Here is a 21,894-nt window from a genome sequence, read left to right as displayed (position 1 = left end):
CACAATTCCTCCGCTCACCGTGCCCCCTCCAGCGGCTTCAGCGCACTTTTGCGGTATTGCAGGGGGCTTTGCCCGGTGGCTTTTGCAAAGCGGGTAGAAAAATTGCTGGCATCTCCAAAGCCTGCCTCCTGTGCAATTTCGCTGACGCTGTGGTCGGTGAGGACGAGCAGCTCCTTTGCCTGTGTGATGCGGAAGTTGACCAGATAATTATACGGTGTCGTGCCCATATACCGCCGGAACAGGCGCAGAAAATAGCTTTTGCTCATGTGCGCCTCTGCCAGCAGGTCGGCAAGGCAAAGTTCCTGCTGGTAATTTTTGCGCAGGGTCTCCGCCGCCTGCAAAATGACCTGCCGTGCGCTGGTGGCTTCAGCCTGTGCAAGGATGCTCAGTGCGCACAGGGCCAGCATCTCGTGGAGCGCCAAGCCGGTGGTCACCATGCTGTCCACGGTGCTGCGCTCCATCTGCGTTAAAAGCGTCTCAAAATATTCCTGCATCTTGACCCCGGTGAGCTGCACCGGGGTCAGTTTTTTGCCCGGCAGCAGCAGCGGCTCCATAGCGGCGACCCCTGCGCCGTCCAGATGCACCCAGTAATGATGCCAACAGCTTTGCCCCGAGGCGGTACAGTAGCTCTGCGGCGTGCGGCAGTTCAGCAGCAGCGCCTGCCCGGTGCTGAGCACCACATGGCTTTCCCCCTGCTCGATCAGCCCTGCACCCCGGAGGGTGTAAAACAGAAGGTAGCTTTCTTTATCGGTGCGGGCGGTGGAAAAGTGCTGCTGGGCGTAAAATACCCCTGCCTCGGTGCAGTAATAGGGCTGTGCCAGCTCTGCTTCGCTGGGGGTGGTGCGCTTCCAAACGCTTTCCGGGGTCACATCCATGTTGTAGGTCAGCATTTTCCGATTCCTCTCTTTCTGTGTTCAGTATAGCGCACCAGCCTTTGCCGTGCAAGAGTAGACTTTTCACAAAAAATGCGTCACCTTTGCGGATGGAATCGGCGGCATCATGGGGCTATACTGGTAGCAGTCAAAGCTACACAGGAGGCGCATTATGCACAAAAACTATCTTGCCATCGACATTGGTGCGTCCAGCGGGCGGCACATTGTGGGATGGATGGAGAACGGCGTTCTCCGCACCGAGGAAGTGTACCGTTTTCCCAACAGCGTCCGGTGGGTGGACGGTCATCTGGAATGGGACATCGACAGCCTGTTCGTCCACGTGAAGCAGGGCATCCGGGAGGCCTTTGCAAAGTACCCGGTCATTGAGAGCCTTTCCATCGACACCTGGGCGGTGGACTATGTGCTGCTGAAAGACGGCAAGCCCCTCTCCCCTGTCTACGCCTACCGTGACAGCCGGACGCAGGCTGTGCTGAATGAGGTGCACAGCATTCTGCCGTTTGAAACGCTTTATGCACGCACCGGCATCCAATTCCAGCCCTTCAACAGCATTTATCAGCTGTATGCCGACAAAACAGCCGGGCGGCTGGCGCAGGCCAAGGACTTTTTGATGATCCCGGAATACCTGCTGTGGAAGCTGTGCGGCGTAAAGGCGCGGGAGTACACCAACGCCACCTCCACCGGGCTTGTGAACGCCCAGACCAAGGAGTACGACCCGGAAATATTGCAGGCTCTGGGCTTGCCGGAGGCGATGTTCCCCAAGCTCACCGCTCCCGGCACGGTGCTGGGGCCTCTGAAAGCAGACATCGCCGCCGAGGTGGGCGGGCAGACCAAGGTGGTGCTGTGCGCCACCCACGACACCGCCAGTGCTGTGGAGGGCATTCCCATGGAACAGGGGGATGCGCCGTTCCTCTCCTCCGGCACATGGAGTTTGCTGGGGGTCAAGCTGGCAACGCCCATCACCAGCCCGGAGAGCCGCCGTGCAAACTTTACCAACGAGGGCGGCGTGGGGTACATCCGCTACCTGAAAAACATCATGGGTCTGTGGATCATTCAGTGCGTGCAAAAGCATCTGGGCATCTCCTTTGCCCAGATGGTAGAGCTGGCAAAAACCAGCACCTACACCCGCATTTTTGATGTGAACGCAGCCCGGTTCTCTGCCCCGCAGGATATGCGTGCAGAGATCAGAGCCGCCCTTGCCGAGACCGGAGAAGCCCCGGCCACGGATGCCGACCTCATCAACAGCGTCTATCATTCGCTGGCGTACTGCTACGGGGAAGCATTCCGGGAACTGGAAGCCCTCACCGGGCAGCACTGGGATAAGCTGTACATTGCAGGCGGCGGCGCAAAGAACACCACCCTGAACGAGCTGACCGCCCACTATACCGGAAAACAGGTGGTGGCGCTGCCCATTGAGGCCACCGCCATCGGCAATTTGAAGATTCAGATGAGCATTCCTGAAGGAGGAACTTTATGAGCTACGCAGAAGCAAAAGCCCGCTACGCCGCCATTGGCGTGGACACCGAAGCAGCCATTGCCCGGTTAAAGACCGTGCCTATCTCCCTGCACTGCTGGCAGGGAGATGACGTCCGTGGCTTCGATACCGACCCCACCAAGCCCCTGACCGGCGGTATCCAGACCACCGGCAACTACCCCGGCCGTGCCCGCACCCCGGAAGAACTGATGGCCGACATGGACAAGGTGCTGTCCCTCTGCCCCGGCACCAAAAAGATCAATCTCCATGCCTCCTACGCCATTTTTGACGAGGAGAACTCGTGGGTAGACCGGGACAAGCTGGAGCCGAAGCACTTCAAAAAATGGGTAGATTTCTGCAAGGCAAGAGGGTTGGGCGCAGACTTCAACCCCACCTTTTTCTCCCACCCCAAGTGCGACCCGCTGACCCTTGCCAGCCCCAACGAGGAGACCCGGAAATTCTGGGTAGAACACGGTAAGGCCTGCATCCGCATCAGCCAGTATCTGGCAGAGGAGCTGGGGCAGCCCTGCACCATGAACATCTGGACAGGCGACGGCTTCAAGGACATCCCGGCGGACCGCAAAGGCCCCCGCGACCGCTACAAGGCAAGCATTGACGAGATCCTGAGCGAGCCTTACGACTTCAAGCTGGTAAAGCCCTGCATCGAGAGCAAGGTGTTCGGCATCGGTGTGGAATCGTACACCGTGGGCAGCGCCGAGTTTGCCCTGAGCTACGCCGCCTTCAACCGGGAAAAGTGCATTCCCCTGATGGATAACGGTCACTACCACCCCACCGAGGTGGTCAGCGATAAGATCCCCGCTCTGCTGGCCTTCTTCCCGGAGATCGCGCTCCACATCACCCGCCCCATCCGCTGGGACTCCGACCATGTGGTGCTGTTCGACGATGAAACGAAGGAGATCTGCAAGGAAATCGTCCGCTGCGGCGGTCTGGACGGCCGGGTGAACATTGCACTGGATTACTTTGATGCCTCCATCAACCGCATTTCCGCATGGACGGTGGGCTTCCGCAACGTGGAAAAGGCACTGCTGTCTGCCCTGTGTACCCCCCATGCAGCACTGAAGGAGCTGCAGGACACCAACCAGTTTACCGAGCTGATGGTGCGGCAGGAGGAGCTGAAGACCCTGCCCTTTGGGGAGGTCTGGGACGAATACTGCCGCCGGAACGGTGTGCCGGTAGACGGCGCATGGTTTGAGGAAGTAAAAAACTACGAGCAGAATGTGCTGTGCAAGCGCATTTGAAAACAGAGAGGTGTTTGAAGATGGGTATTCTGGATATTGAGATCGTCAAAGGTTTTATGCGGATGTGCAACGATGGCTGGCTGCAGGGCTGGCACGAGCGCAACGGCGGCAACCTGACCTACCGCATGAAGGAGGAGGAAGTGACACAGTGCCGCCCCTTCTTTGACCCGCAGCCACGGGAGTGGGTGAACATGGGTGTGCAGGCGGACAACCTGGCCGGGGAGTACTTTATCACCACCGGCTCCGGCAAGTTTTTTCGCAATGTGGAGCCGGACCCTGTCCACAGCATCGGCATTGTGGAGATCAACGACAAGGGCGACAGCTGGCGCATCGTCTGGGGCTTGGAGGGCGGTGCAAAGCCTACCAGCGAGTTTCCCAGCCACTTTATGAACCACAGCGTCCGCAAGGCTGCCACCAATGGCGCAAACCGTGTCATCTACCACTGCCACGCCACCAACGTCATTGCCCTGACCTACATCCTGCCCCTGACCGACCGGGACTTCACCCGTGCCCTGTGGCAGAGCGCCACCGAGTGCCCGGTGGTGTTCCCGGAGGGTGTGGGTGTCTGCCCCTGGATGGTGCCCGGCGGGGCGGACATTGCCATGGCCACCAGTGAGCTGATGAAGCACTATCAGGCAGCCATCTGGGCGCAGCACGGTCTGTTTGCCTCCGGTCCGGACTTTGACATCACCTTTGGTCTTGCCCACACCATCGAAAAGAGTGCTGAGATCTACGTCAAGGTGCTCTCCATGGGCGGCGGCATCATCCGGCAGACCATCACCGACGATGACCTGCGCGCCATTGCCCGCGACTTTGGCGTGACCCTGAACGAGAAGTTCCTTAACTGAGCTATTTTCCCCCATTTTTCTTCTTCAAAGCAAAACAGGCATCCTGTCCGATACCGCCAAAATGGTATCGCAGGATGCCTGTTCTGCTTTATGTTTCCCGGAACTCCATCGGTGTTTTTCCGGTGACCTGCTGAAAGACTGCGCTGAAATAATTGCGGGTGGCAAAGCCAAGCTGCTCGGAAATTTCCCGGACGCTGAGCGTTGTGCTTTTCAGCAGAACCTTCGCGCGTTCGACCTTTGCAAACTTCACATAGTTCGTGACGCTCAGACCCGTTTCTTCCTTGAATTTATGGGTGAGGTAGTATTCCGTGTAGCCCACCAGAGCGGCAAGATCTTCCGCCACGATCTTTTTGTCCAGATTCATCTCGATATGATCCACACATTTCTGGATCTGCATACTGAGGTTGGGGTTCGTCCGGTGTTTGTGGACACGCCGAATGAAATCATCGTACATCATCATTGCAAGCGGGCTCAGTTCATCCAACGATTTTGCCGCTTCCGCCGTCTGAATGTAGCTGTCCCCCAGCGCGTACGCCTCCTCCGGGGAAAGACCGCCCTCAATGGCGGCACGGCACACCAGCGAGGTAAACACGATGATGGAAGTCTTGCTCTGGCGCAGAACATCGCTGCTCTGCACCGGCACGCCTGCACTCATGCTCATGCTGTTGGAAAGTGCCTGCTTGTAATTCAGGTCTCCGGTGCGGACCATTTGCAGCATTCCCTGCTCCGCCATCCAGATCTTATGCCGGTCATGGGGAATGGCATCGCTTTTCAGCCGTTCGTCCTGTGCTGCACTGCTGTTCACACTGCTCAGTTCCAGCCGCTGCCCGGTCAGGCAGTAGTGCATCATCAGCAGATAGCGGTTCATAATGGTGTTTTGCAGGGTAGGAACTTTTTCAAGGACTTTGTAAAGCTGGATCGTCCATGCCACACTGATCTCCAGCTTGCTGTAATATTTCAGCCCTTCCTCGATCCCGCGCATTGTCACATCCTGATAGAACACCGGCCCGATGACCCAGACACGCTTCAGGTTTCCCTCTTCCTTTTCAAAGGCTGCGCCCCACAAAAGACCCAATGCCGTTCCCAAGGTAACAGGTACATCGTCCCGATCCCCATGCTCCAGCATCCGCTGTTTGCAGCCGAACAGTTCAAATGCACTGGCAAGAAATGCCTCGTCCGGGCAGTTGCTCCGCAAGAGTTTTCCCTGTGCATCATAGCACCATGTATATACATTTCCGCCGCACTTGACAAGCTCGGAAAACAGCATCATATTCTGGAGAACATCCATGCCTAATCCCTCCGGCTCATTGATGGAAACAGTATATCATACTTCTGCCGTTTTTTCTACCGATGCCCGGAGCCAGTGCAGCAGGATGCCTGCGGAGATGACCGCAGCGCCCACGTCTGCCATCAGGTGCGCCGCCGCAATGCCCTGCACCCCGCAAAGCGCATTCATCAGGTACAGCAGCGGGATCAGCAGCAGCCCCTGCCGCAAAAGAGAGAGCACCACCGCACCACTTGCCCTGCCTACGGATTGCAGCAGGCTGGTTGCCAGATAGGTCAGACCGATCACCGGGCTGCCCAGCACCAGATAGACCACCAGCTGCGTCCCCAGACGGAACGCCCCTTCTTCCTTGATGAACATCCCGATCAAGGCATTGCGTCCGGCAAAGCTGGCTGCCCCGGCAAGCACACCAAAAACAACGGTCAGCAGGATCAGATCTTTCAAAAGCTGCTTCAGGCGCTTCGTGTCGCCTGCGCCGTAGCTGTACGCCAGAAGCGGCTGGCACCCCATGCAGATCGCCATGGCGATCATGCTGATGATCATGGTCGTCTTGCCCGCTGCCGCCATGGCTGCGACCGCCGCCGTGCCGTGGGTCACCAGCAGCCGGTTGCTGAAGGAGGAGGCAAACCCTGCCAGCAGGCTGCTGATCCCGTTGGGCAGACCAATGGCCAGCATCTCACCCAGCATCTGCGGTTTTTTCAGGGCAGGACGGAGATCAATGGTCAGCACCGTGCCGTGTTTGACGATGTAGCGTAGATAGCAGCCCGTTGCCACAAGATTGCCCAGCACACTGGCAGCAGCCGCACCGCTGACGCCGAAGTTCAGCACCAGAATGAACAGCGGGTCAAAAATGCAGTTGACCAGCGTGCCCAGAAGATTGCCGATCAGGCCTTCTTTTACTGCGCCCTCTGCACGCACCAGCATCGCCATGCTGTTGGACAGGATAAAAAGCGGCGCACCCAGTGCAAGGACCTGAAGATACCGCTCTGCATAGGGAAAAAATTCTGCATTTGAGCCCAGCACCCCCAGAAGCGGCACTCTGCTCACCAGCAGACCGATGCTGACCAGAACGCCCAGAAAAAAGCTGCTCCAGAAGCAGAGCGAGGAGCAGGTCTTGCCCTGCTCGATCTCGCCTGCGCCAAAACAGCGTGCAATGATGGCGCTGCTGCCTGCGCCAAGCATGGTCGCTACTGCCGAAAGGATCGAAAACACCGGTCCCACAACGGAGACCGCCGCCACCTGTGCGGTATCGCCCAGACAGCCCACAAAAAACATATCCGCCATGTTGTACAGCACCATGACAAGGATAATGATAATGGAGGGCACCGCCATGGAAATGATGGATTTCCAGACAGAGCCGGTACGGAAAAGTGCTTCGTTTTTCATGGTCTCCTCCCAAAAATCAACCGCACGCAGGCAAAACGAAAGCCCCTGTCAAGGGAGCTTTCCGAGCTGCTTCGGTCACAGGTTGTCCAGCGCATCCAGCAGTGCTTTCAGCGCCGTTTCCGGCAGACCCAGCATAGGGCCGATCTTGCCAAATGTCATGCCGTAGGCAGCTTTTGCCTGCTGGTTGTCGGCAAAACCGGGCAGGTACTGCTCCACGATGGCTTTTGCGGCCTCGTTTTCCATCAGTGCTGCAATCGTGCTCTGGCTGTTCAGCTTGCCGCCGGTCAAAATTTCCGGGTGCTTCCAGCTGCTGATGCTCTGGTGTCCGGCAGACAGTGCGCCGTCCACCGGGATGGCTGCACCGGTGATGTACCGTGCCAGACCGCTGGCAAGGAAAAGTGCCAATGCAGCGCACTCCTCCGGGTCGCCCATCCGCTTTGCCGGGCAGTCGGCTGCAAAGAAGTCCATGGCCGCAGCCGGTGCATCCCCGAAAATGCTGGTTCTGGTGTAGCCGGGACAGATGGCGTTGACGGTAATGCCGTATTCTGCGTAATCCAGCGCCGCTGCGCGGGTCATGCCGACCACGCCGAACTTGGTGGCACTGTACAGCGCCTGTCCACGCTGGGGCACAAGACCCGCCACCGATGCCACATTGATGAGGAATCCGCCTTCGCTGTGGCTCTTGAGGATGGCCTCTGCGCCGTACTTCATCCCGGCAAAGACACCCTCGCTGTTCAGGGAGAAGATCTTCTCGTAATCCTCTACCTCATACTCATGCAGCGGTGTGCCGCCCATGCCGATGCCTGCGTTGCTGACAACGCCATCCAACTTGCCGTAGTGCGTCACCGTCTTATCCACCAGTTCTTTGATGGCAGAAGCCTTGCTGCAATCGGTCTGGATAAAGATGGCATCGCCGCCCTTGGCGCAGATGCCATCTGCCACAGCCCGCCCCTGCTCTGCACTGCGGGCTGCACAGACCACCTTCATGCCGTTTTCGCCAAAGCACTCGGCAATAGCCCGGCCGATGCCACGGCTTGCGCCGGTGACGATGGCCACTTTACCTTTGACACTGTTAAAATCCATAAAATGCCTCCACTTGATGTTTCATTCTCAAATACTCAACTGTGAGTTGCTTATCCATCTCCATGGTGCTATAATAGCACTGCGCCGCAGGGGCCGCAATCAGCAGTTTCCGGCGTATCCGGTGTTTAAGCAACGAATCACGTTCAAAGCGTTGGTTAAGCACCCTTTATGAAATCAATTGATGGAGGAATTCTATGGATATCCGGGTCAAAAAAACGAAGCGTGCCATTCAGAAAGCGTTTGTTGCCCTGCTGCGGGAGAAGCCGATCGAAAAGATCACGGTCAAAGAAATTGCCGAACGGGCCGAGATCAACAAAACGACCTTTTATTCCCACTATGAAACGCTGGATGCCCTCACCGCCGAAATGGAGCGGCAAACGGTCCAGCTCGTCTGCGACAATATGGGCGGCGCACAGCAGCTGCTGGATGCGCCGGAGGCCTTTGTGCAGGAGATGTTTGCTTCTCTCCAGCAGGCGACCGATTACCTCGGTGTCGTTCCTGCATCCGCGATGAACCGCTTTACACAGCATCTGCGTGATGCGATTCTGGAACAAATCAAACTCGCAAACATGGAACCATCCCAATATGAAAATGTCGGTGCGATCCTGATTTTTGTAATGAACGGTCTTTCCGGGCTTCTGAACACCGACGCAAAACTGGCACAAAAACAAATTGATGTGATCGCCGCCGTGGTTGCAGATGGTGTCCATGGTCTGCATCTTTCCCGCTGAGCCAAAACAGGCTGCAAGAAGCATCTTGATATGCTCCCCATAGAGTAGACACTCGAAATAACAAAAATTCGAGACTACACTATGGGGAGCATTATTATGTCAAAACGGACACCAGAAGAGATCATCCAATCTGTGGAGCGATACCAACGGGGAGAAACAAGTCAGGGAGCAGAAGCGAAACGGTTAGGCGTAAGCCAACAGACATTCCAGGATTGGATCAGGAAACACGAAACGTTTGGCATAGATGGTTTTGAACATACAGGGCACAGAAACTATCCACGAGAGTTAAAGAAATCAGCAGTAAACGCTTACCTCAGCGGAGAAGGAAGTCAGGCAGCAATCTGTAAAAAGTACGGAATTTCATCAAGAACACAGTTGCAAAACTGGATTAAGATGTATAATGGTCATAAGGAATTACGGCCCAGCAGAGGCCGAGGGAGTGATATCTATATGACCAAAGGACGGACTACGACATACGAGGAACGGATTGAAATTGTCAGCTACTGCATCGAGCATGGAAATGACTACACTGCCACGATTGAGAAGTACGGAGTGAGTTACCAGCAAATCTATTCATGGGTCAGGAAGTACAACGAGAAAGGCGCGGAAGGTCTGGTAGACAAGCGTGGTAAGCGTAAGGCCGAATCTGAGATGACAGAAGTGGAGAAACTGCGCGCCGAGAACCGGATGCTGGAAGCCCGAAACAGAAGATTGGAAACGGAGAATGCAGTGCTAAAAAAACTCAAGGAACTTGAAAGGAGGTGGCGCTGAGCGGAGTAAGACAGGAATATCTCTACATTTGTGTTCAGAAAATGCACGAAGAGGGGTATGCAATAACCGAGACTTGTGACATTCTGAACCTGAATCGTTCCAGTTATTATAAATGGGCACACCGAACCAAGAGCAGCAGCGAGCTTGAGAACGAGGCTTTGCTGCATGATATTGGCTTGATCTATGCCGAACACAACGGAACCTATGGCTACCGCCGAATTGCGGACGAGTATAACGCTACCCATGAAAAACAGTACAACCTGAAACGTTTTTATCGGTTGGTGCATATTGTCGGCCTGCTTGCTGTCATCCGCAGAAAGCGTCCTGCTTATCAGAGATCCACCCCCGAAGTAACTGCCGAGAATATTCTGAACAGAGAATTCACGGCCAACACCGTAAACGAGAAATGGTGCACCGATGTTACAGAAATGAAATATGGCTCTGAGGGCGGAAAAGCCTATCTCAGTGCCATTCTGGACTTGAAGGGCAGAGATATCGTTTCCTTTGCAATTGGCAGGCACAACAACAACCAACTCGTATTTGAAACCTTTGATTTGGCAATCCAGAAGTACCCGGATGCACACCCATTATTTCACAGTGACCGGGGATTCCAGTACACGAGCAAGCAGTTCAAGGATATGCTGGAAAAACAGGGAATGCGGCAAAGCATGTCCCGTGTTGGCAGATGTATTGACAATGGCCCGATGGAGGGATTCTGGGGCATTCTGAAGTGTGAAATGTATTATCTCAACCATTTTGAAACCTATGAAGAGCTTGTGGATGCGGTAGGACAATTCATTCATTACTACAACTACCAACGGCGTCAGCATCGTCTAAATTGCCTCGCACCTATGGACTACCGCAGTTTGCTGGATGCTGCATAAAAGAAAACCAGGACCTCCTATCTGAGATCCTGGAGAAAACTTTTTGTTTTTTCATCTGTCTACTTGACAGGGAGCGGTTCATCTTCCGCAGCCTGTTTTTTTGCTATTGCAGCTTATCTTTCTGTGTAACTACCCAGCACCCCAAGGCTGGGCTTTGCTGTCCGCTCCATCGTTTCGCGGTTCACGGCGATCAGTCCAAACTGCATGGCATAGCCCTTCTGCCACTCAAAGTTGTCCATCAGGCTCCAATGGAAGTATCCCTTCACCGGGATGCCGTCGGCGATGCAGTGTTGCACGCCATCCAGCGCCTGCCGGATAAACGCCACACGGCGGGTATCATCGGCGGTGGCAATGCCGTTTTCGGTCACGATCAGGTCACCCTTGAATTCCTCTGCCACCTTGCGAATGACGTGTTCCAGTGCCTGCGGATAGACCTCGTAGTCCATCTGGGTCAGTTCTGCGCCCTCCGGTGCCGGCAGCTGCCCCTGCGGGCCGTAAAGGGTGCGGGTATAGTTCTGCACACCCAGAAAATCATCGTCTTTGATATAAGGCAGATAATGGGTGAACTCCTCCTGCCATGCGGCCTCGGCAAAGGCTTCGCCGCCGGGCTGTGCCTGCAAGTCGTGCAGCGAGAGGGTCAGGCCCACCTTGACCTGCGGGCAGATGGCTTTGACGGCATCCCGTGCGGCTGCATGGGCACGCAGCACCAGCAGATCACCTTCCGGGGTGCGCTCGCTGACAAAGATCTGCGGCTGGGGTGTGCCGAACACCTGTGCATTCTCCATGGCGGCATACTTCATGTTTTCCATCATCTTCTGGAAGTTCATGCCCACCTGCACCGTGCCCTCGGCAGACTTTCCGGCCGCTGCGGCATTTTTGGCGGCCTGTTCTGCCATCAGACGGAACCGCTTGGAGATCGCGGCCAGCTGCAAGCCCATATTGGCCTCGTTGATGGTGCAGACATAGCGCAGCTCGCTGCCCAGCTGTTCCATCACATAGGTCACATAACGTTTGAAATCCTCTACGGTGCTTTCGGTTTCCCAGCCGCCCTTGCAGATGAGCCATTTCGGGCTGGTGAAGTGCAGCAGGGTGACGATAGGCTCTACACCGTGCGCTTTGCAGCAGGCGATCACCTTGCGGTAATGCTCGATGGCTTCCGGGTCGAACGTTCCTTCCTCCGGCTCTACCCGTGCCCACTCGATAGAAAAGCGGTAGGCGTTCAGCCCGGCATCGGCCAAGAGCTTGATATCTTCTTCGTACCGATGATAATGGTCGCAGGCAATGCCGCTTGGCTCCGTAAAGCTGGAATGGGGCAGCTGCTCCTGTGCCCAGTAGTCACTCTTCGTATTGTTGCCCTCTACCTGATGGGCTGCTGTTGCAGCACCGATGAAAAAGCCTTTTTCAAATTTCTGCATGATGGTTCTCCCTTCCTGCGTGTTGCTTGTTGAGGCTATTGTAGCAGACCTGTTTTGCCCCTATGGGACAATAAATCGTGAAGGCGGACGCAAATTCACGCATCACAAATTATTGCACGAATTTTTATCCTTAACTATCGTTTTTCATCCGGCGGTGGCTGTTGCATTCTGTTATTCTGGTGTCAGAAAAAGCGGAACTCCGTTCACACAAAAAGGAGGAAAATCATTATGTTCCAAAAGAAACCCAGTGCCAGTGAAGCAGACGGCGTCCAGTACCGCCGTGCAAAGCTCTGGCAGATCATCTGTTACGCCTGCAACGCTTTTGTGGGCATGAGCGTCTATTCCCTGATCGGTATGGCCAGTTATTCTGCCAGCATCGGCTACGGCATCACCACCGCAACCGTCGGTCTCATCCTGATGCTGGCCCGCATTCTGGACGGCTTTACCGACCCGATGCTGGCGTTCATCTACGACCGCGTCAACACCCGTTTCGGCAAGCTGCGCATTCTGCTGATCAGCGGCTACCTGATCGAGGCTGTCGGCCTGCTGTGTATGTTCAACCTGTGCTCCAGCAAGGGCTTCGGCTTGCCGGTGTTCGTTTTGACCTACATTATTTACATCATCGGCTATACCGTCACCAACATGACCGCCCAGACCCTGCCGGCTATTATGACCAACGATCCCCGCCAGCGTCCCACCATCGGTGTCTGGACCACTGCACTGAACTACGCCGTGCCCATGGGCATGAGCATGCTGATCTACACCGTCATCCTGCCCAAGTGCGGCGGCACCTTTAATCAGGACTTCCTCAGCACGGTCTGCACCATCGTGCTGATCATTGCCGGTATCGGCACCCTGATCGTCTGCGCCGGTATCTCCGCCTACGATAAGCCCGAAACCTTCGAGGGCACCAGCAAAAAACACGAGCCGCTGAAAACTGCGGATATTCTTGAGGTGCTCAAGCACAACAAGCCCCTGCAGTGCTACATCGCCTCCAACGCTTCCGATAAGCTGGCACAGCAGGTAGGCAGCCAGGCCATCATCAACACGATGCTGAACGGCATCCTCATCGGCAACATGGGTCTTGCTACCACCCTTAGCGTGATCAGCATGGTGCCTTCCATCTTCTTTGCGGCCTTCGGTGCAAAGTATGTGGGCAAAAATGGCAGCAAGAAGGGCATCGTGACCTGGACCTGCGTCAGCATGGCCATCGCCTCTGTGCTGTTCCTGTTCTTCATCTTTACCGACACTCGTCAGATCGGTGTGATCGGCAGCTGGAACATGATCGTTTACGTCCTGCTGACTCTGCTGCAGAATGGTTCCATGATGTGCATTACCACCTCCAACACTTCTTACATGGCCGATACCATTGACTACGAGCTGGACCGCAGCGGCCGCTATATCCCGGCTGTCGTTTCTGGTACTTACAGTCTGGTGGACAAGCTCATCACCTCGGTGGCTGCTGTCATCGCCACCGGTGCGGTCGCCCTTCTGGGTTACACCACCACCATGCCCCAGCCCACAGATCCCTACACCAGCGGCATCTTCTGGATGACCCTTGCCATCAAGTTCGGTCTGCCCATGCTGGGCTGGGCCATCACCCTGATCGCCATGCTGGGCTGCCCGCTGACCAAGGAAGAAATGGTCAACGTCCAGAAACGCATCGCAGATAAGAAAGAAGCCCTTCGTCATGAAGTAATTGCAGAACAGATGCAGTAACACCCTGCAAAGACCGAAAGGGCTCATACGCTCTTTCGGTCTTTGCTGATTCCATCCATCTTTTATAAAGGAGTTTTTACCATGAGCAAGACCATCCTGTTGAATCAGAGCGACTGGCATTTTACCAAGGAGAATCCCGGCATCCCCACCGCTGTTATGGGTGAGGCCATTGCTCTGCCCCACACCTGGAACGCAGTGGACGGTCAGGACGGCGGCAACGATTACTACCGCGGCACCTGCTGGTATACGCTGGCCCTGGCAAAGCCCGCCATCCCGGCAGGCGGCAAGGCTGTTTTGCAGCTGGACGGCGCAGCTATGACCGCCGCCGTCTACCTGAACGGTGAAAAGCTGGCTGAGCACAAGGGCGGCTACTCCACCTTCCGGGTAGACCTGACCGACCACCTCAAAGAGGAAAATCTGCTGGCCATTTCCGTGGACAACCGCGACAACGACACCGTGTATCCCCAGAAAGCCGATTTTACCTTCTACGGCGGCATTTACCGGGATGTGACCCTGCATATCGTCCCGGCAGAGCACTTTGCCCTGCCCGCTCATGGCGCACCGGCACTGAAGGTGACCCCCATCGTCACCGACCTTGCTGCCAAGACCGCCGAGGTCACCGTGGAAGCCGCCGTGGTGGGCGCACAGAACGTGACCTTTGCACTGGAGGGTCAAACCCTCACCGCCCCGGTGGAAAAGAGCACTGCAAAGGTTGTTTTCACGCTGGACAACGCCCATCTGTGGGATGGCGTGGACGACCCCTTCCTCTACACCGTATCTGCCAAGCTGGACAATGGTGAGGAGACTTCCGCCCGGTTCGGCTGCCGCAAGTTTGAGATCGACCCCCAGAAGGGCTTTATCCTGAATGGCCGGGAATATCCGCTGCGCGGTGTTTCCCGCCACCAGGACCGTAAGGGTGCGGGCAATGCCCTGACCAACGAAATGATGGAGGAGGACATTGCCCTCATTCTGGAAATCGGGGCCAACACCATCCGGCTGGCACACTATCAGCACGCACAGTATTTCTACGACCTGTGTGATGAAAAGGGTCTTGTCATCTGGGCAGAGATCCCCTACATCACCATGCACATGACCAACGGCCGTGCCAACACCCTGACCCAGATGGAAGAGCTGATCGTCCAGAACTACAACCACCCCTGCATTGCCGTGTGGGGCTTGTCCAACGAGATCACCGCTGCTTCTGCTGTCAACGAGGATCTGCTGGAAAACCACCGTATGCTGAACGAGCTGGCGCACAAGCTGGACCCCACCCGCAAGACCACCATGGCAAACGTGTTTATGCTGGAGACCACCAGTCCCATTCTGGAAATTCCCGATGTGAACAGCTATAATCTCTACTTCGGCTGGTATCTGGGCGAATTGGAGCAGAACGACGAGTTCTTTGACAAGTACCACGCCGATTACCCTGACCGCTGCATCGGCTTTTCGGAGTACGGCGCAGATGCCAACCCCCAGTACCAGAGCAGCCACCCGGAAAAGGGCGACTACACCGAGAGTTATCAGTGCGTCTACCATGAACATATCGCAAAGATGATCGCCGCTCGTCCGTGGCTGTGGGCGACCCATGTGTGGAATATGTTTGATTTTGCCGCCGATGGCCGTGATGAGGGCGGCAAGCACGGCGAGAACCAGAAGGGCCTTGTCACCTTTGACCGCAAGCTCAAAAAAGACCCCTTCTATCTCTACAAGGCCTACTGGAGCAAGGAGCCGTTCGTGCACCTGTGCGGCAGCCGCTATGTAGACCGCGCCGAGGATGTGACTGAGATCAAGGTCTACTCCAATCTGCCGGAGGTCTCGCTGTACAAGGACGGTCAGCTGGTGGAGACCCGTAAGGGCGACAAGGTGTTCACCTTCCAGCTGCCCATCACCGGCAAACACAGCATTGAGGCACGCTCCGGTGAGCACAGCAGCGTGATCCTGGTGAACAAGGTGGACGCTCCCAACCCGGATTATGCTATGGACAACCGCAAGAACGTGACCAACTGGTTTGACGGCGAGTTGGACGAAAGCTGCTGGTCGGTCAAGGACAACATGGCTGCCGCCACAGCAGACCCCAAAGTTGGTCCCATCCTGAAGCAGATCTCTGATAAAGCCGCCGCTGCCCGCGGAGATGTTGCCGCCGCCGTGAAGGACAACCCGGCTCTGGTGGCGATGATGGAGCGCGCCATGCGGCGGATGACCATTGAATCCATGCTGATGCAGGCCGGCGCTTCGGAAGAGGACATCAAGCAGCTGAACCGTGTATTGCAGGGCATTTCCAAGGAGTGATTCGATGAAACAAACCTATTGTAACCCCCTTGATCTGGGCTACCGTTACCAGCACATGAAGGAAGGCCCCCGTACAGCAGGTTTCCGGGAGGGTGCAGACCCCACGCTGGTATCCTTCAAGGGCAAATATTACCTCTTTGTTTCCATGTCGGCAGGCTTCTGGTATTCGGACGACCTGCTGCACTGGGACTTCCATGCAGACCCGGATCTGCTGATCTACGATTATGCCCCCGATGTGCGGCAGGTGGGCGATTTCCTGTACTTCTGCGCCAGCCGCAAGGAGCGCAACTGTCCCATTCTGCGCACCTCTGACCCCCTGACCGAGCCGTTTACCGAAGTATCTGCGCCCTTTGCTTTCTGGGACCCGGATCTGTTCTGCGATGATGATGGCCGGGTGTACTTCTACTGGGGCTGCTCCAATACTACGCCCATCTACGGCGTGGAGATGGACCCGGACACCATGACCCCCACCGGTGAAAAGCAGGAGCTGATCTTCGGCAATGAAACCGTACTGGGCTACGAACGCCCCGGCAACAACGGCATTGTGGACCGGGAAGCCAGCGTGCTGTACCAGTCCATGAAGCAGTTCTATAACCCGGAAACCGGCAAGCTGGATCTGCCGCCGCAGATGGCAAACATCCCCGGCCTGAGTGCCGAAAGCCTGACTGCCATGTTCAACGCCGTGGGCAAACCCTACATTGAGGGTGCCTTTATGACAAAGCATGACGGCCTCTATTACCTGCAATACGCCTGCCCCGGCACCCAGTACAACACTTACGCCGATGGTGTATACACCTCCAATTCTCCGCTGGGGCCCTTTGTGCGGCAGGCATCCAACCCGTTTTCCGCAAAGCCCGGCGGATTCATCACCGGCGCAGGCCACGGCAGCACCATTGCCGACCGCTATGGCAACTGGTGGCACGCCTCTACCATGCGCATTTCCGTCAACTATGACTTTGAGCGCCGGGTGGGGCTGTTCCCTGCCGGGTTCGACAAAGACGGGGTTCTCTACTGCAACCAGAACTTTGCCGATTACCCGCACCGCATCCCGGCTGGCAAATTCGATGCCGCCAGCCAGCAGCCGGAATGGATGCTGCTGAGCTACAAAAAGCCGGTCACGGCTTCCAGCACTGCCGAGGGCAGCAGCCCGGCACTGGCCGTCAACGAGGACTGCCGCAGCTGGTGGAGCGCCGCTGGTACAGAGCCGGGCGAATGGCTCTGCGTGGACCTTGGCAAAGAGAGTGATATCCGCGCCATTCAGGTAAATATGGCAGATGAAAAGCTTGTGGTGGACTTCCCAGCCGACAGCTACGGCGATACCCGCAAGACCCGCCACATCGAGACCCGGCCGCAGATTTCCCATTACATGGTAGAGACCAGTGTGAACGGAGCAGACTGGTCGATCCGCGAAACGGTTGTCCGGGAGTGTTCCAACGGCTACTTTGAGTTTGCGGACGGCATCCGGGCACGGTATGTCCGGGTGACCGGCGGTGCGCTGCCCTACGGACAGGCACTGCGCATCAGCGGCCTGCGGGTGTTCGGCAACGGCGAGGGCGCAAAGCCTGCACAGGCAGAAGCCGCCGGGATTCGTGTGGATGCACTGGATGCAAAGATCAGCTGGCAGCACATCGAAAATGCGCAGGGCTGCAATGTCCGCTATGGCGTTGCACCCGACAAGCTCTATCTGAGCTGGCTGGTCTACGATGCAGACGAAGTGACCCTTTCCACCCTGACCGCCGGGCAGGAATACTACATCTGCGTGGACAGCTTTAACGAAAACGGCATCACGCCGGGCAAAACATTCAAACTGGAGGGGTAAATCATGCCCATCAAAGCCGTGCAGCAATTTATGCTGGGCACTGTACTGAACAACGAACAGCAGGCCAAAGAGACCCTTGCCGCCATGAAAGCCGCCGGGTACGACGGCATTGAACTGTGTGGATTTATGATCCATCCCATTGGATTTCTGGTTAAGCTGCTGACCAAAGCCGCCGGAATGCCGGTGGGCAAGGGCGGCAATCTGGACTGGCACAAGCTGGTGCAGGAAGCCGACCTGAAGGTGGTCAGCCTGCACACCGACCTTGGCAGTCTGGAACGGGATGCCCATGCAGTGGCCGAGGAAGCAAAGAGTTTTGGCACGGAGTATGTGGTCATCACCGGGATGTACCGCTTTGATTACGGCGATGAAGCCGCGATGCATGAACTGGCAAAACGCCTGAACAAGGCGGGTGAGACTCTGCAAAAAGAGGGCATCCACCTGCTCTACCACAACCACAACTGCGAGCTGCGTCCTGTGAACGCAGAAAAGCGTGCTTACGATATTCTTTTAGAGGAGACCGATCCGGCCTTCGTCAACTTTGAGTTTGACAGCTACTGGTTCACCGAGGGCGGTGCAAACGCCTTGGCGTGGATGCAGCGGCTTGGCCCGCGCATGAAGCTGTGGCACATCAACGACCGGGGCACGCGGCTCTCCGGCAGTGCCATAACCCCCATTCTGAAAACCGACAGTATGGAGCTGGGCACCGGCAACATGGATCTGGACAGCCTGATGACACAGGCACTTGCCGTGAATGTAGATGCCATCATTCTGGAAAGCCACCGCAACTGGGTAGACAATTCCCCTGTCAAGAGCTTCCAGCTCAGTGCAAAATACCTTGCACAAAAATTCTGATCTGCCATTTTCTCATCATTTCCTTCTTCATTACCCCATAAAAGCAACGCCCCGCACCGGTTATTCCTTCCGGTGTGGGGCGTTGTGTTTTGCGGGGAATCTTTTTGCGTTACAGGATATGGGTTCCCGGCTGCAAGGTCAGGTTTCTGCCATCCGGGAGGGCAACCTCTGCGGTCAGATTACAGGGCACGGTGATGGTGTAGGTCACGGCATCGCCTGCATACTGCCAGCCGCTTTCAATGCGCCCCACCGGGGAATCGTACACCGCTTTTGCCCAACCCAGTGCAGGGTTCGGGGTGGGAGCGATGGTCAGGATCTCCCCTGCCAGATGGATGCCGCACACACCGCCGAACAGCCAGCCGCAGATCGCGCCGTAGGAATAATGGTTCAGCGATTCACTGGGGTGTCCATTGGTGTCAATGCCCGTCCACGTTTCCCAGACGGTGGTAGCGCCCTGTTTGACCTCATAGAGCCAGCTGGGGGCGGTATCCTGCAGCAGCAGCTTGTAAGCGGTGTCCGCATGACCATACTTTGCCAGCATCTCACAGAGGAAGGGCGTGGAAAGGAAGCCGGTGTTCAGGTGGCAGCCGTTTTCCAGCACCATCTGGTTCAGCTGGTCGGCGGCAGTCTGGCTCTCAGCTTCATCCAACAGACCGAATGCCATGGCACGGACATATTCGCACTGCCGGTCGGATGTGATCTTCCCATGATCCGTAAAGGCGGCATGATAGGCAAGGCGGGCTTTTTCCGCTGTGTCACGGTACTGCGCTGCGTCCTCTGCCTTGCCCAGTGCCTGTGCAATTTCTGCCAGAAGCCGCCCGGAATAAGCCAGATACGCCGTACCCACACTTTTGCGGGGGTTCATCATCGCCTGCATGGGGGTGATGCCCGGCTCGCACCATTCGCCGTAGTCCAGACCGTTCAGGACGGTATATCTGGCGTACTCGCCGGTCTGTTGCTCCTCGGTGGTCTGCTGGGCACGACCCAGCAGGAACGCATACCACTTCTGCATCATCTCGTAGTTGTCTGCCAGGATCTTGCGGTCGCCGGTACGCTGATAAAGAGCGTAGGGCACCAGAATGGCAGCATCGCCCCAGCCCGCCGACATGCAGAGCATGGGGGTCATATAACCGGGGCGGCTGGTGGGCGGGGCAATGTTTGCCATGCGCCCATCCGGGTACTGGTTCAGGCGGCATTCTGCCAGCCATTTTTCCACCACCGGGTAGCAATCCATCAGGGTCAGACCGGTTTCAATGAACACCCCCATGTCGCCCGTCCAGCCGGCACGCTCACGGGTAGGACAGTCGGTGGGGATATCGCAGAAGTTTCCCTTCTGGCTCCACACACTGTTTTGCACCAGCTGACTCACATCCGCATTGCCGCACCCAAAGCTGCCGGTCACCGGCATCTCCGAATAGACGGCATGGGCGGTAAACTCTGCGCCGGTCAGGTCGATGTCCGTTTCCACCTTTGCGTACCGGAAGCCCATGATGGTAAAACTGGGCTTATAGTGGTTTTCGCCCTCTTTGCAGATCAGTTCCAGCATCTGTGCCGTGCCGCCCTCTTTGTGGCGGTTCCGGTCCTGAAAGTTCTCCTGCGTAAAGTTGCCGTTCTCGTCCAGCGTTTCGCCGCAGAGCAGACGGATTTTCTGACCTTCGTGGGCAGTCAGCTTCATTTCTACATAACCTGCCATATTCTGCCCGAAATCCAGAACCGTTTCTCCATTGGGTGTGCGGAACAGCCTGCCCGCAAAGGCTTCCTGTTCCCGGATGGGCACGGTGTTCATGCCAATGAGGGGGAGCGTGTTGGGTGCAGTCTTCACGCCGTGCCAGCCGGTCAGTTCTCCTTCCAGCCGGGCATCGTACACTTCGCCCTGCTGCAGATCGTTCTGGCGGACGGGGCCGCACTGGGTTGCTTCCATGGCATCGTCCGAAACGCAGACCGCCTTGCCATCCACTTCCAGCTGGAACAGGACAGCCAGTTCCTTGCCGAACAGGTCGCGGTCACCATCCACGCCGGAAGTGCTGCGGTACCAGCCATCGCCCAGTGCGATGAGCAGTTCATTCTCGCCGGGATGAACAAGCCCTGTCACATCGTAGGTCTGTACCCCAAGGTGCTTGTCTGCGGTAAAGCTGCCGGGAGCAAGCACCATATCGCCGACCCGCTTGCCGTTCAGCCATGCCGTATATAGACCCTTGGCGGTAATATACAGCCGCTTGCTTTCTCCTGCCGGGGCTGTGAACACCTTGCGCAGATAGCTTGCCGGACGGTGGGGCTGATACGGCTGCGCCTGCCCTTTGCCGGAGGCTTCCAGTGCCACCTGCTTCTGCTCCCAGTTGGGCTTTGCAAAGGCGTTGATTGCATCGGTGCAATCGATATCCGGCTCTTCCGTTTCCGGGCAGACCCACACGCCCTGCCAGTCGGCAAAGGGCAGACCCGTTTCAAAGACGGCTTCGCTCCACGCACCGGGCTGGTCGTTTTCATCCCACAGCCGGATGCGCCACTGTCCCTGCGTCTTGGGCGGCACAGGGGTGGGCGTTTCGGTGTGCATCACACTGCTCAAGATCTTTCCGCTTGCCCACAGCGTTTCAGCTCCGGCGGTCACTTCGATTTCGTAGGTGGTCTGGCGCACGCCTTCGGCGCACTGCCACGATAAAAACAGCGTCCCGGCATCTATGCCGAGAGGCTGGGTCAGATGATTCGTTTTCAGGTTTGTTGCTTGCATCATCCACATCTCCTTTTTCCGTTTGATTTCTGTTCTTATTATAAAGAGAATCCCACGGAATAAGGGTGCAAAAATTTGTGTTGTCGGTCAAAAAGTCGTGCTATTTATGATAATCCAAAAAATTCATCTTGCTTCACGATTTTTCATCCGTACTGTCTGCGGTTCTCCTGTTATACTTTGGGTAAGGCAGGGATTGCACGATAAAATAAGTCCTACTCTCTCCACTTTACTGGCATAAATCTCTCAAAATCCTCTTGACGCATTCTACATACTGTGGTATTTTTCTTCTAAATTCCACCGTTCTTGTGGATTGGTTTGAAACCCTCTACAAGATGTGGTCGTGTTCATTTTGAACGCTGCCTCACCGTGGATTTTCCCTGAAAGATTTACCGCTCCGCAACACACCCGATTCATTTTGCCGCCGATTCACCCGACAAAATTTTTCGCCTGTCTTGCAGGGTGGT

16 protein-coding genes are annotated in these 21,894 nt (G+C 56.3%); 10 read left to right on the top strand and 6 right to left on the bottom strand.

Going from position 1 to position 21,894, the window contains the following annotated elements:
- Window positions 1-14: 14 nt before the first annotated feature.
- Complete coding sequence (locus tag DWY95_RS14375; protein ID WP_118554038.1) at window positions 15-890, bottom strand: AraC family transcriptional regulator; 876 nt, start codon at window positions 888-890, stop codon at window positions 15-17.
- Between the two features lie 154 nt (window positions 891-1,044).
- Here DWY95_RS14375 and DWY95_RS14370 point away from each other — a divergent pair, with 154 nt between their 5' ends.
- The 3 genes from DWY95_RS14370 to rhaD are packed head-to-tail and all read left to right on the top strand — an operon-like array spanning window position 1,045 to window position 4,471.
- Window positions 1,045-2,367 (top strand): rhamnulokinase family protein, encoded by a 1,323-nt coding sequence (locus DWY95_RS14370; protein ID WP_118554037.1) that lies wholly within the window; start codon window positions 1,045-1,047, stop codon window positions 2,365-2,367.
- The gene (locus DWY95_RS14365; protein WP_118554036.1) at window positions 2,364-3,623 is read left to right on the top strand and encodes an L-rhamnose isomerase; all 1,260 of its coding nucleotides are present in this window, start codon (window positions 2,364-2,366) and stop codon (window positions 3,621-3,623) included. The genes DWY95_RS14370 and DWY95_RS14365 overlap by 4 nt, the downstream gene beginning before the upstream one ends.
- 20 nt (window positions 3,624-3,643) lie before the next feature.
- Window positions 3,644-4,471, top strand: coding sequence for a rhamnulose-1-phosphate aldolase (rhaD, locus tag DWY95_RS14360; protein WP_118554035.1), 828 nt, complete (start codon window positions 3,644-3,646; stop codon window positions 4,469-4,471).
- 88 nt (window positions 4,472-4,559) lie between these two features.
- Here rhaD and DWY95_RS14355 read toward each other — a convergent pair whose 3' ends face one another.
- From DWY95_RS14355 to DWY95_RS14345, 3 genes are all read right to left on the bottom strand, one after another.
- A complete protein-coding gene (locus tag DWY95_RS14355; protein WP_118554034.1) occupies window positions 4,560-5,759 on the bottom strand; it encodes an AraC family transcriptional regulator in 1,200 nt (399 codons plus the stop codon).
- Window positions 5,760-5,795: 36 nt separating this feature from the next.
- Window positions 5,796-7,142, bottom strand: a complete 1,347-nt coding sequence (locus DWY95_RS14350; protein ID WP_117930090.1) for an MATE family efflux transporter — start codon at window positions 7,140-7,142, stop codon at window positions 5,796-5,798.
- 75 nt (window positions 7,143-7,217) lie between these two features.
- Entirely contained in the window at window positions 7,218-8,225 is a 1,008-nt protein-coding gene (locus DWY95_RS14345) for an SDR family oxidoreductase (protein WP_117534945.1), read from the bottom strand.
- A gap of 194 nt (window positions 8,226-8,419) precedes the next feature.
- On the opposite strand from DWY95_RS14345, the gene DWY95_RS14340 reads away from it, so the two are divergent.
- The 3 genes from DWY95_RS14340 (at window position 8,420) to DWY95_RS14330 (ending at window position 10,611) form a co-directional block, all read left to right on the top strand.
- Window positions 8,420-8,956 carry a TetR/AcrR family transcriptional regulator gene (locus DWY95_RS14340; protein ID WP_118554033.1) on the top strand — a complete coding sequence of 179 codons (537 nt, stop codon included), beginning with the start codon at window positions 8,420-8,422 and terminating at the stop codon, window positions 8,954-8,956.
- Window positions 8,957-9,052: 96 nt separating this feature from the next.
- A complete protein-coding gene (locus DWY95_RS14335; protein WP_199665515.1) occupies window positions 9,053-9,727 on the top strand; it encodes a helix-turn-helix domain-containing protein in 675 nt (224 codons plus the stop codon).
- A complete protein-coding gene (locus tag DWY95_RS14330) occupies window positions 9,718-10,611 on the top strand; it encodes an IS3 family transposase (RefSeq protein ID WP_118554032.1) in 894 nt (297 codons plus the stop codon). The genes DWY95_RS14335 and DWY95_RS14330 overlap by 10 nt, the downstream gene beginning before the upstream one ends.
- 113 nt (window positions 10,612-10,724) lie before the next feature.
- Here DWY95_RS14330 and DWY95_RS14325 read toward each other — a convergent pair whose 3' ends face one another.
- Window positions 10,725-12,026: a family 1 glycosylhydrolase gene (locus tag DWY95_RS14325; protein ID WP_118554031.1), complete on the bottom strand. Its 1,302-nt coding sequence runs from the start codon at window positions 12,024-12,026 to the stop codon at window positions 10,725-10,727.
- Window positions 12,027-12,254: 228 nt separating this feature from the next.
- On the opposite strand from DWY95_RS14325, the gene DWY95_RS14320 reads away from it, so the two are divergent.
- From DWY95_RS14320 to DWY95_RS14305, 4 genes are all read left to right on the top strand, one after another.
- Window positions 12,255-13,745: an MFS transporter gene (locus DWY95_RS14320; protein WP_118554030.1), complete on the top strand. Its 1,491-nt coding sequence runs from the start codon at window positions 12,255-12,257 to the stop codon at window positions 13,743-13,745.
- Window positions 13,746-13,826: 81 nt separating this feature from the next.
- Window positions 13,827-16,034, top strand: a complete 2,208-nt coding sequence (locus DWY95_RS14315) for a glycoside hydrolase family 2 TIM barrel-domain containing protein (RefSeq protein ID WP_118554029.1) — start codon at window positions 13,827-13,829, stop codon at window positions 16,032-16,034.
- A 4-nt stretch (window positions 16,035-16,038) separates the two neighbouring features.
- Entirely contained in the window at window positions 16,039-17,853 is a 1,815-nt protein-coding gene (locus DWY95_RS14310; RefSeq protein ID WP_118554028.1) for a family 43 glycosylhydrolase, read from the top strand.
- A 3-nt stretch (window positions 17,854-17,856) separates the two neighbouring features.
- On the top strand, window positions 17,857-18,705 hold the full coding sequence (locus DWY95_RS14305) for a TIM barrel protein (protein WP_118554027.1): 849 nt from the start codon (window positions 17,857-17,859) through the stop codon (window positions 18,703-18,705).
- A gap of 109 nt (window positions 18,706-18,814) precedes the next feature.
- Here the strand turns inward: DWY95_RS14305 and DWY95_RS14300 are convergent, their stop codons facing one another.
- A complete protein-coding gene (locus tag DWY95_RS14300) occupies window positions 18,815-21,433 on the bottom strand; it encodes a family 78 glycoside hydrolase catalytic domain (protein WP_337995343.1) in 2,619 nt (872 codons plus the stop codon).
- Between the last annotated feature and the right edge of the window lie 461 nt (window positions 21,434-21,894).

It is taken from the genome of Faecalibacterium sp. AF28-13AC, assembly GCF_003478405.1.
Classification (GTDB): domain Bacteria; phylum Bacillota; class Clostridia; order Oscillospirales; family Ruminococcaceae; genus Faecalibacterium; species Faecalibacterium prausnitzii_E.
This window is presented reverse-complemented; position numbering and strand designations above follow the sequence as displayed.

Coding starts and splice junctions, on each gene's coding strand:
- DWY95_RS14375 (WP_118554038.1), bottom strand. CDS start 890: ATGCTGACCTACAACATGGATGTGACCCCGGAAAGCGTTTGGAAGCGC.
- DWY95_RS14370 (WP_118554037.1), top strand. CDS start 1,045: ATGCACAAAAACTATCTTGCCATCGACATTGGTGCGTCCAGCGGGCGG.
- DWY95_RS14365 (WP_118554036.1), top strand. CDS start 2,364: ATGAGCTACGCAGAAGCAAAAGCCCGCTACGCCGCCATTGGCGTGGAC.
- rhaD (WP_118554035.1), top strand. CDS start 3,644: ATGGGTATTCTGGATATTGAGATCGTCAAAGGTTTTATGCGGATGTGC.
- DWY95_RS14355 (WP_118554034.1), bottom strand. CDS start 5,759: ATGGATGTTCTCCAGAATATGATGCTGTTTTCCGAGCTTGTCAAGTGC.
- DWY95_RS14350 (WP_117930090.1), bottom strand. CDS start 7,142: ATGAAAAACGAAGCACTTTTCCGTACCGGCTCTGTCTGGAAATCCATC.
- DWY95_RS14345 (WP_117534945.1), bottom strand. CDS start 8,225: ATGGATTTTAACAGTGTCAAAGGTAAAGTGGCCATCGTCACCGGCGCA.
- DWY95_RS14340 (WP_118554033.1), top strand. CDS start 8,420: ATGGATATCCGGGTCAAAAAAACGAAGCGTGCCATTCAGAAAGCGTTT.
- DWY95_RS14335 (WP_199665515.1), top strand. CDS start 9,053: ATGTCAAAACGGACACCAGAAGAGATCATCCAATCTGTGGAGCGATAC.
- DWY95_RS14325 (WP_118554031.1), bottom strand. CDS start 12,026: ATGCAGAAATTTGAAAAAGGCTTTTTCATCGGTGCTGCAACAGCAGCC.
- DWY95_RS14320 (WP_118554030.1), top strand. CDS start 12,255: ATGTTCCAAAAGAAACCCAGTGCCAGTGAAGCAGACGGCGTCCAGTAC.
- DWY95_RS14315 (WP_118554029.1), top strand. CDS start 13,827: ATGAGCAAGACCATCCTGTTGAATCAGAGCGACTGGCATTTTACCAAG.
- DWY95_RS14310 (WP_118554028.1), top strand. CDS start 16,039: ATGAAACAAACCTATTGTAACCCCCTTGATCTGGGCTACCGTTACCAG.
- DWY95_RS14305 (WP_118554027.1), top strand. CDS start 17,857: ATGCCCATCAAAGCCGTGCAGCAATTTATGCTGGGCACTGTACTGAAC.
- DWY95_RS14300 (WP_337995343.1), bottom strand. CDS start 21,433: ATGATGCAAGCAACAAACCTGAAAACGAATCATCTGACCCAGCCTCTC.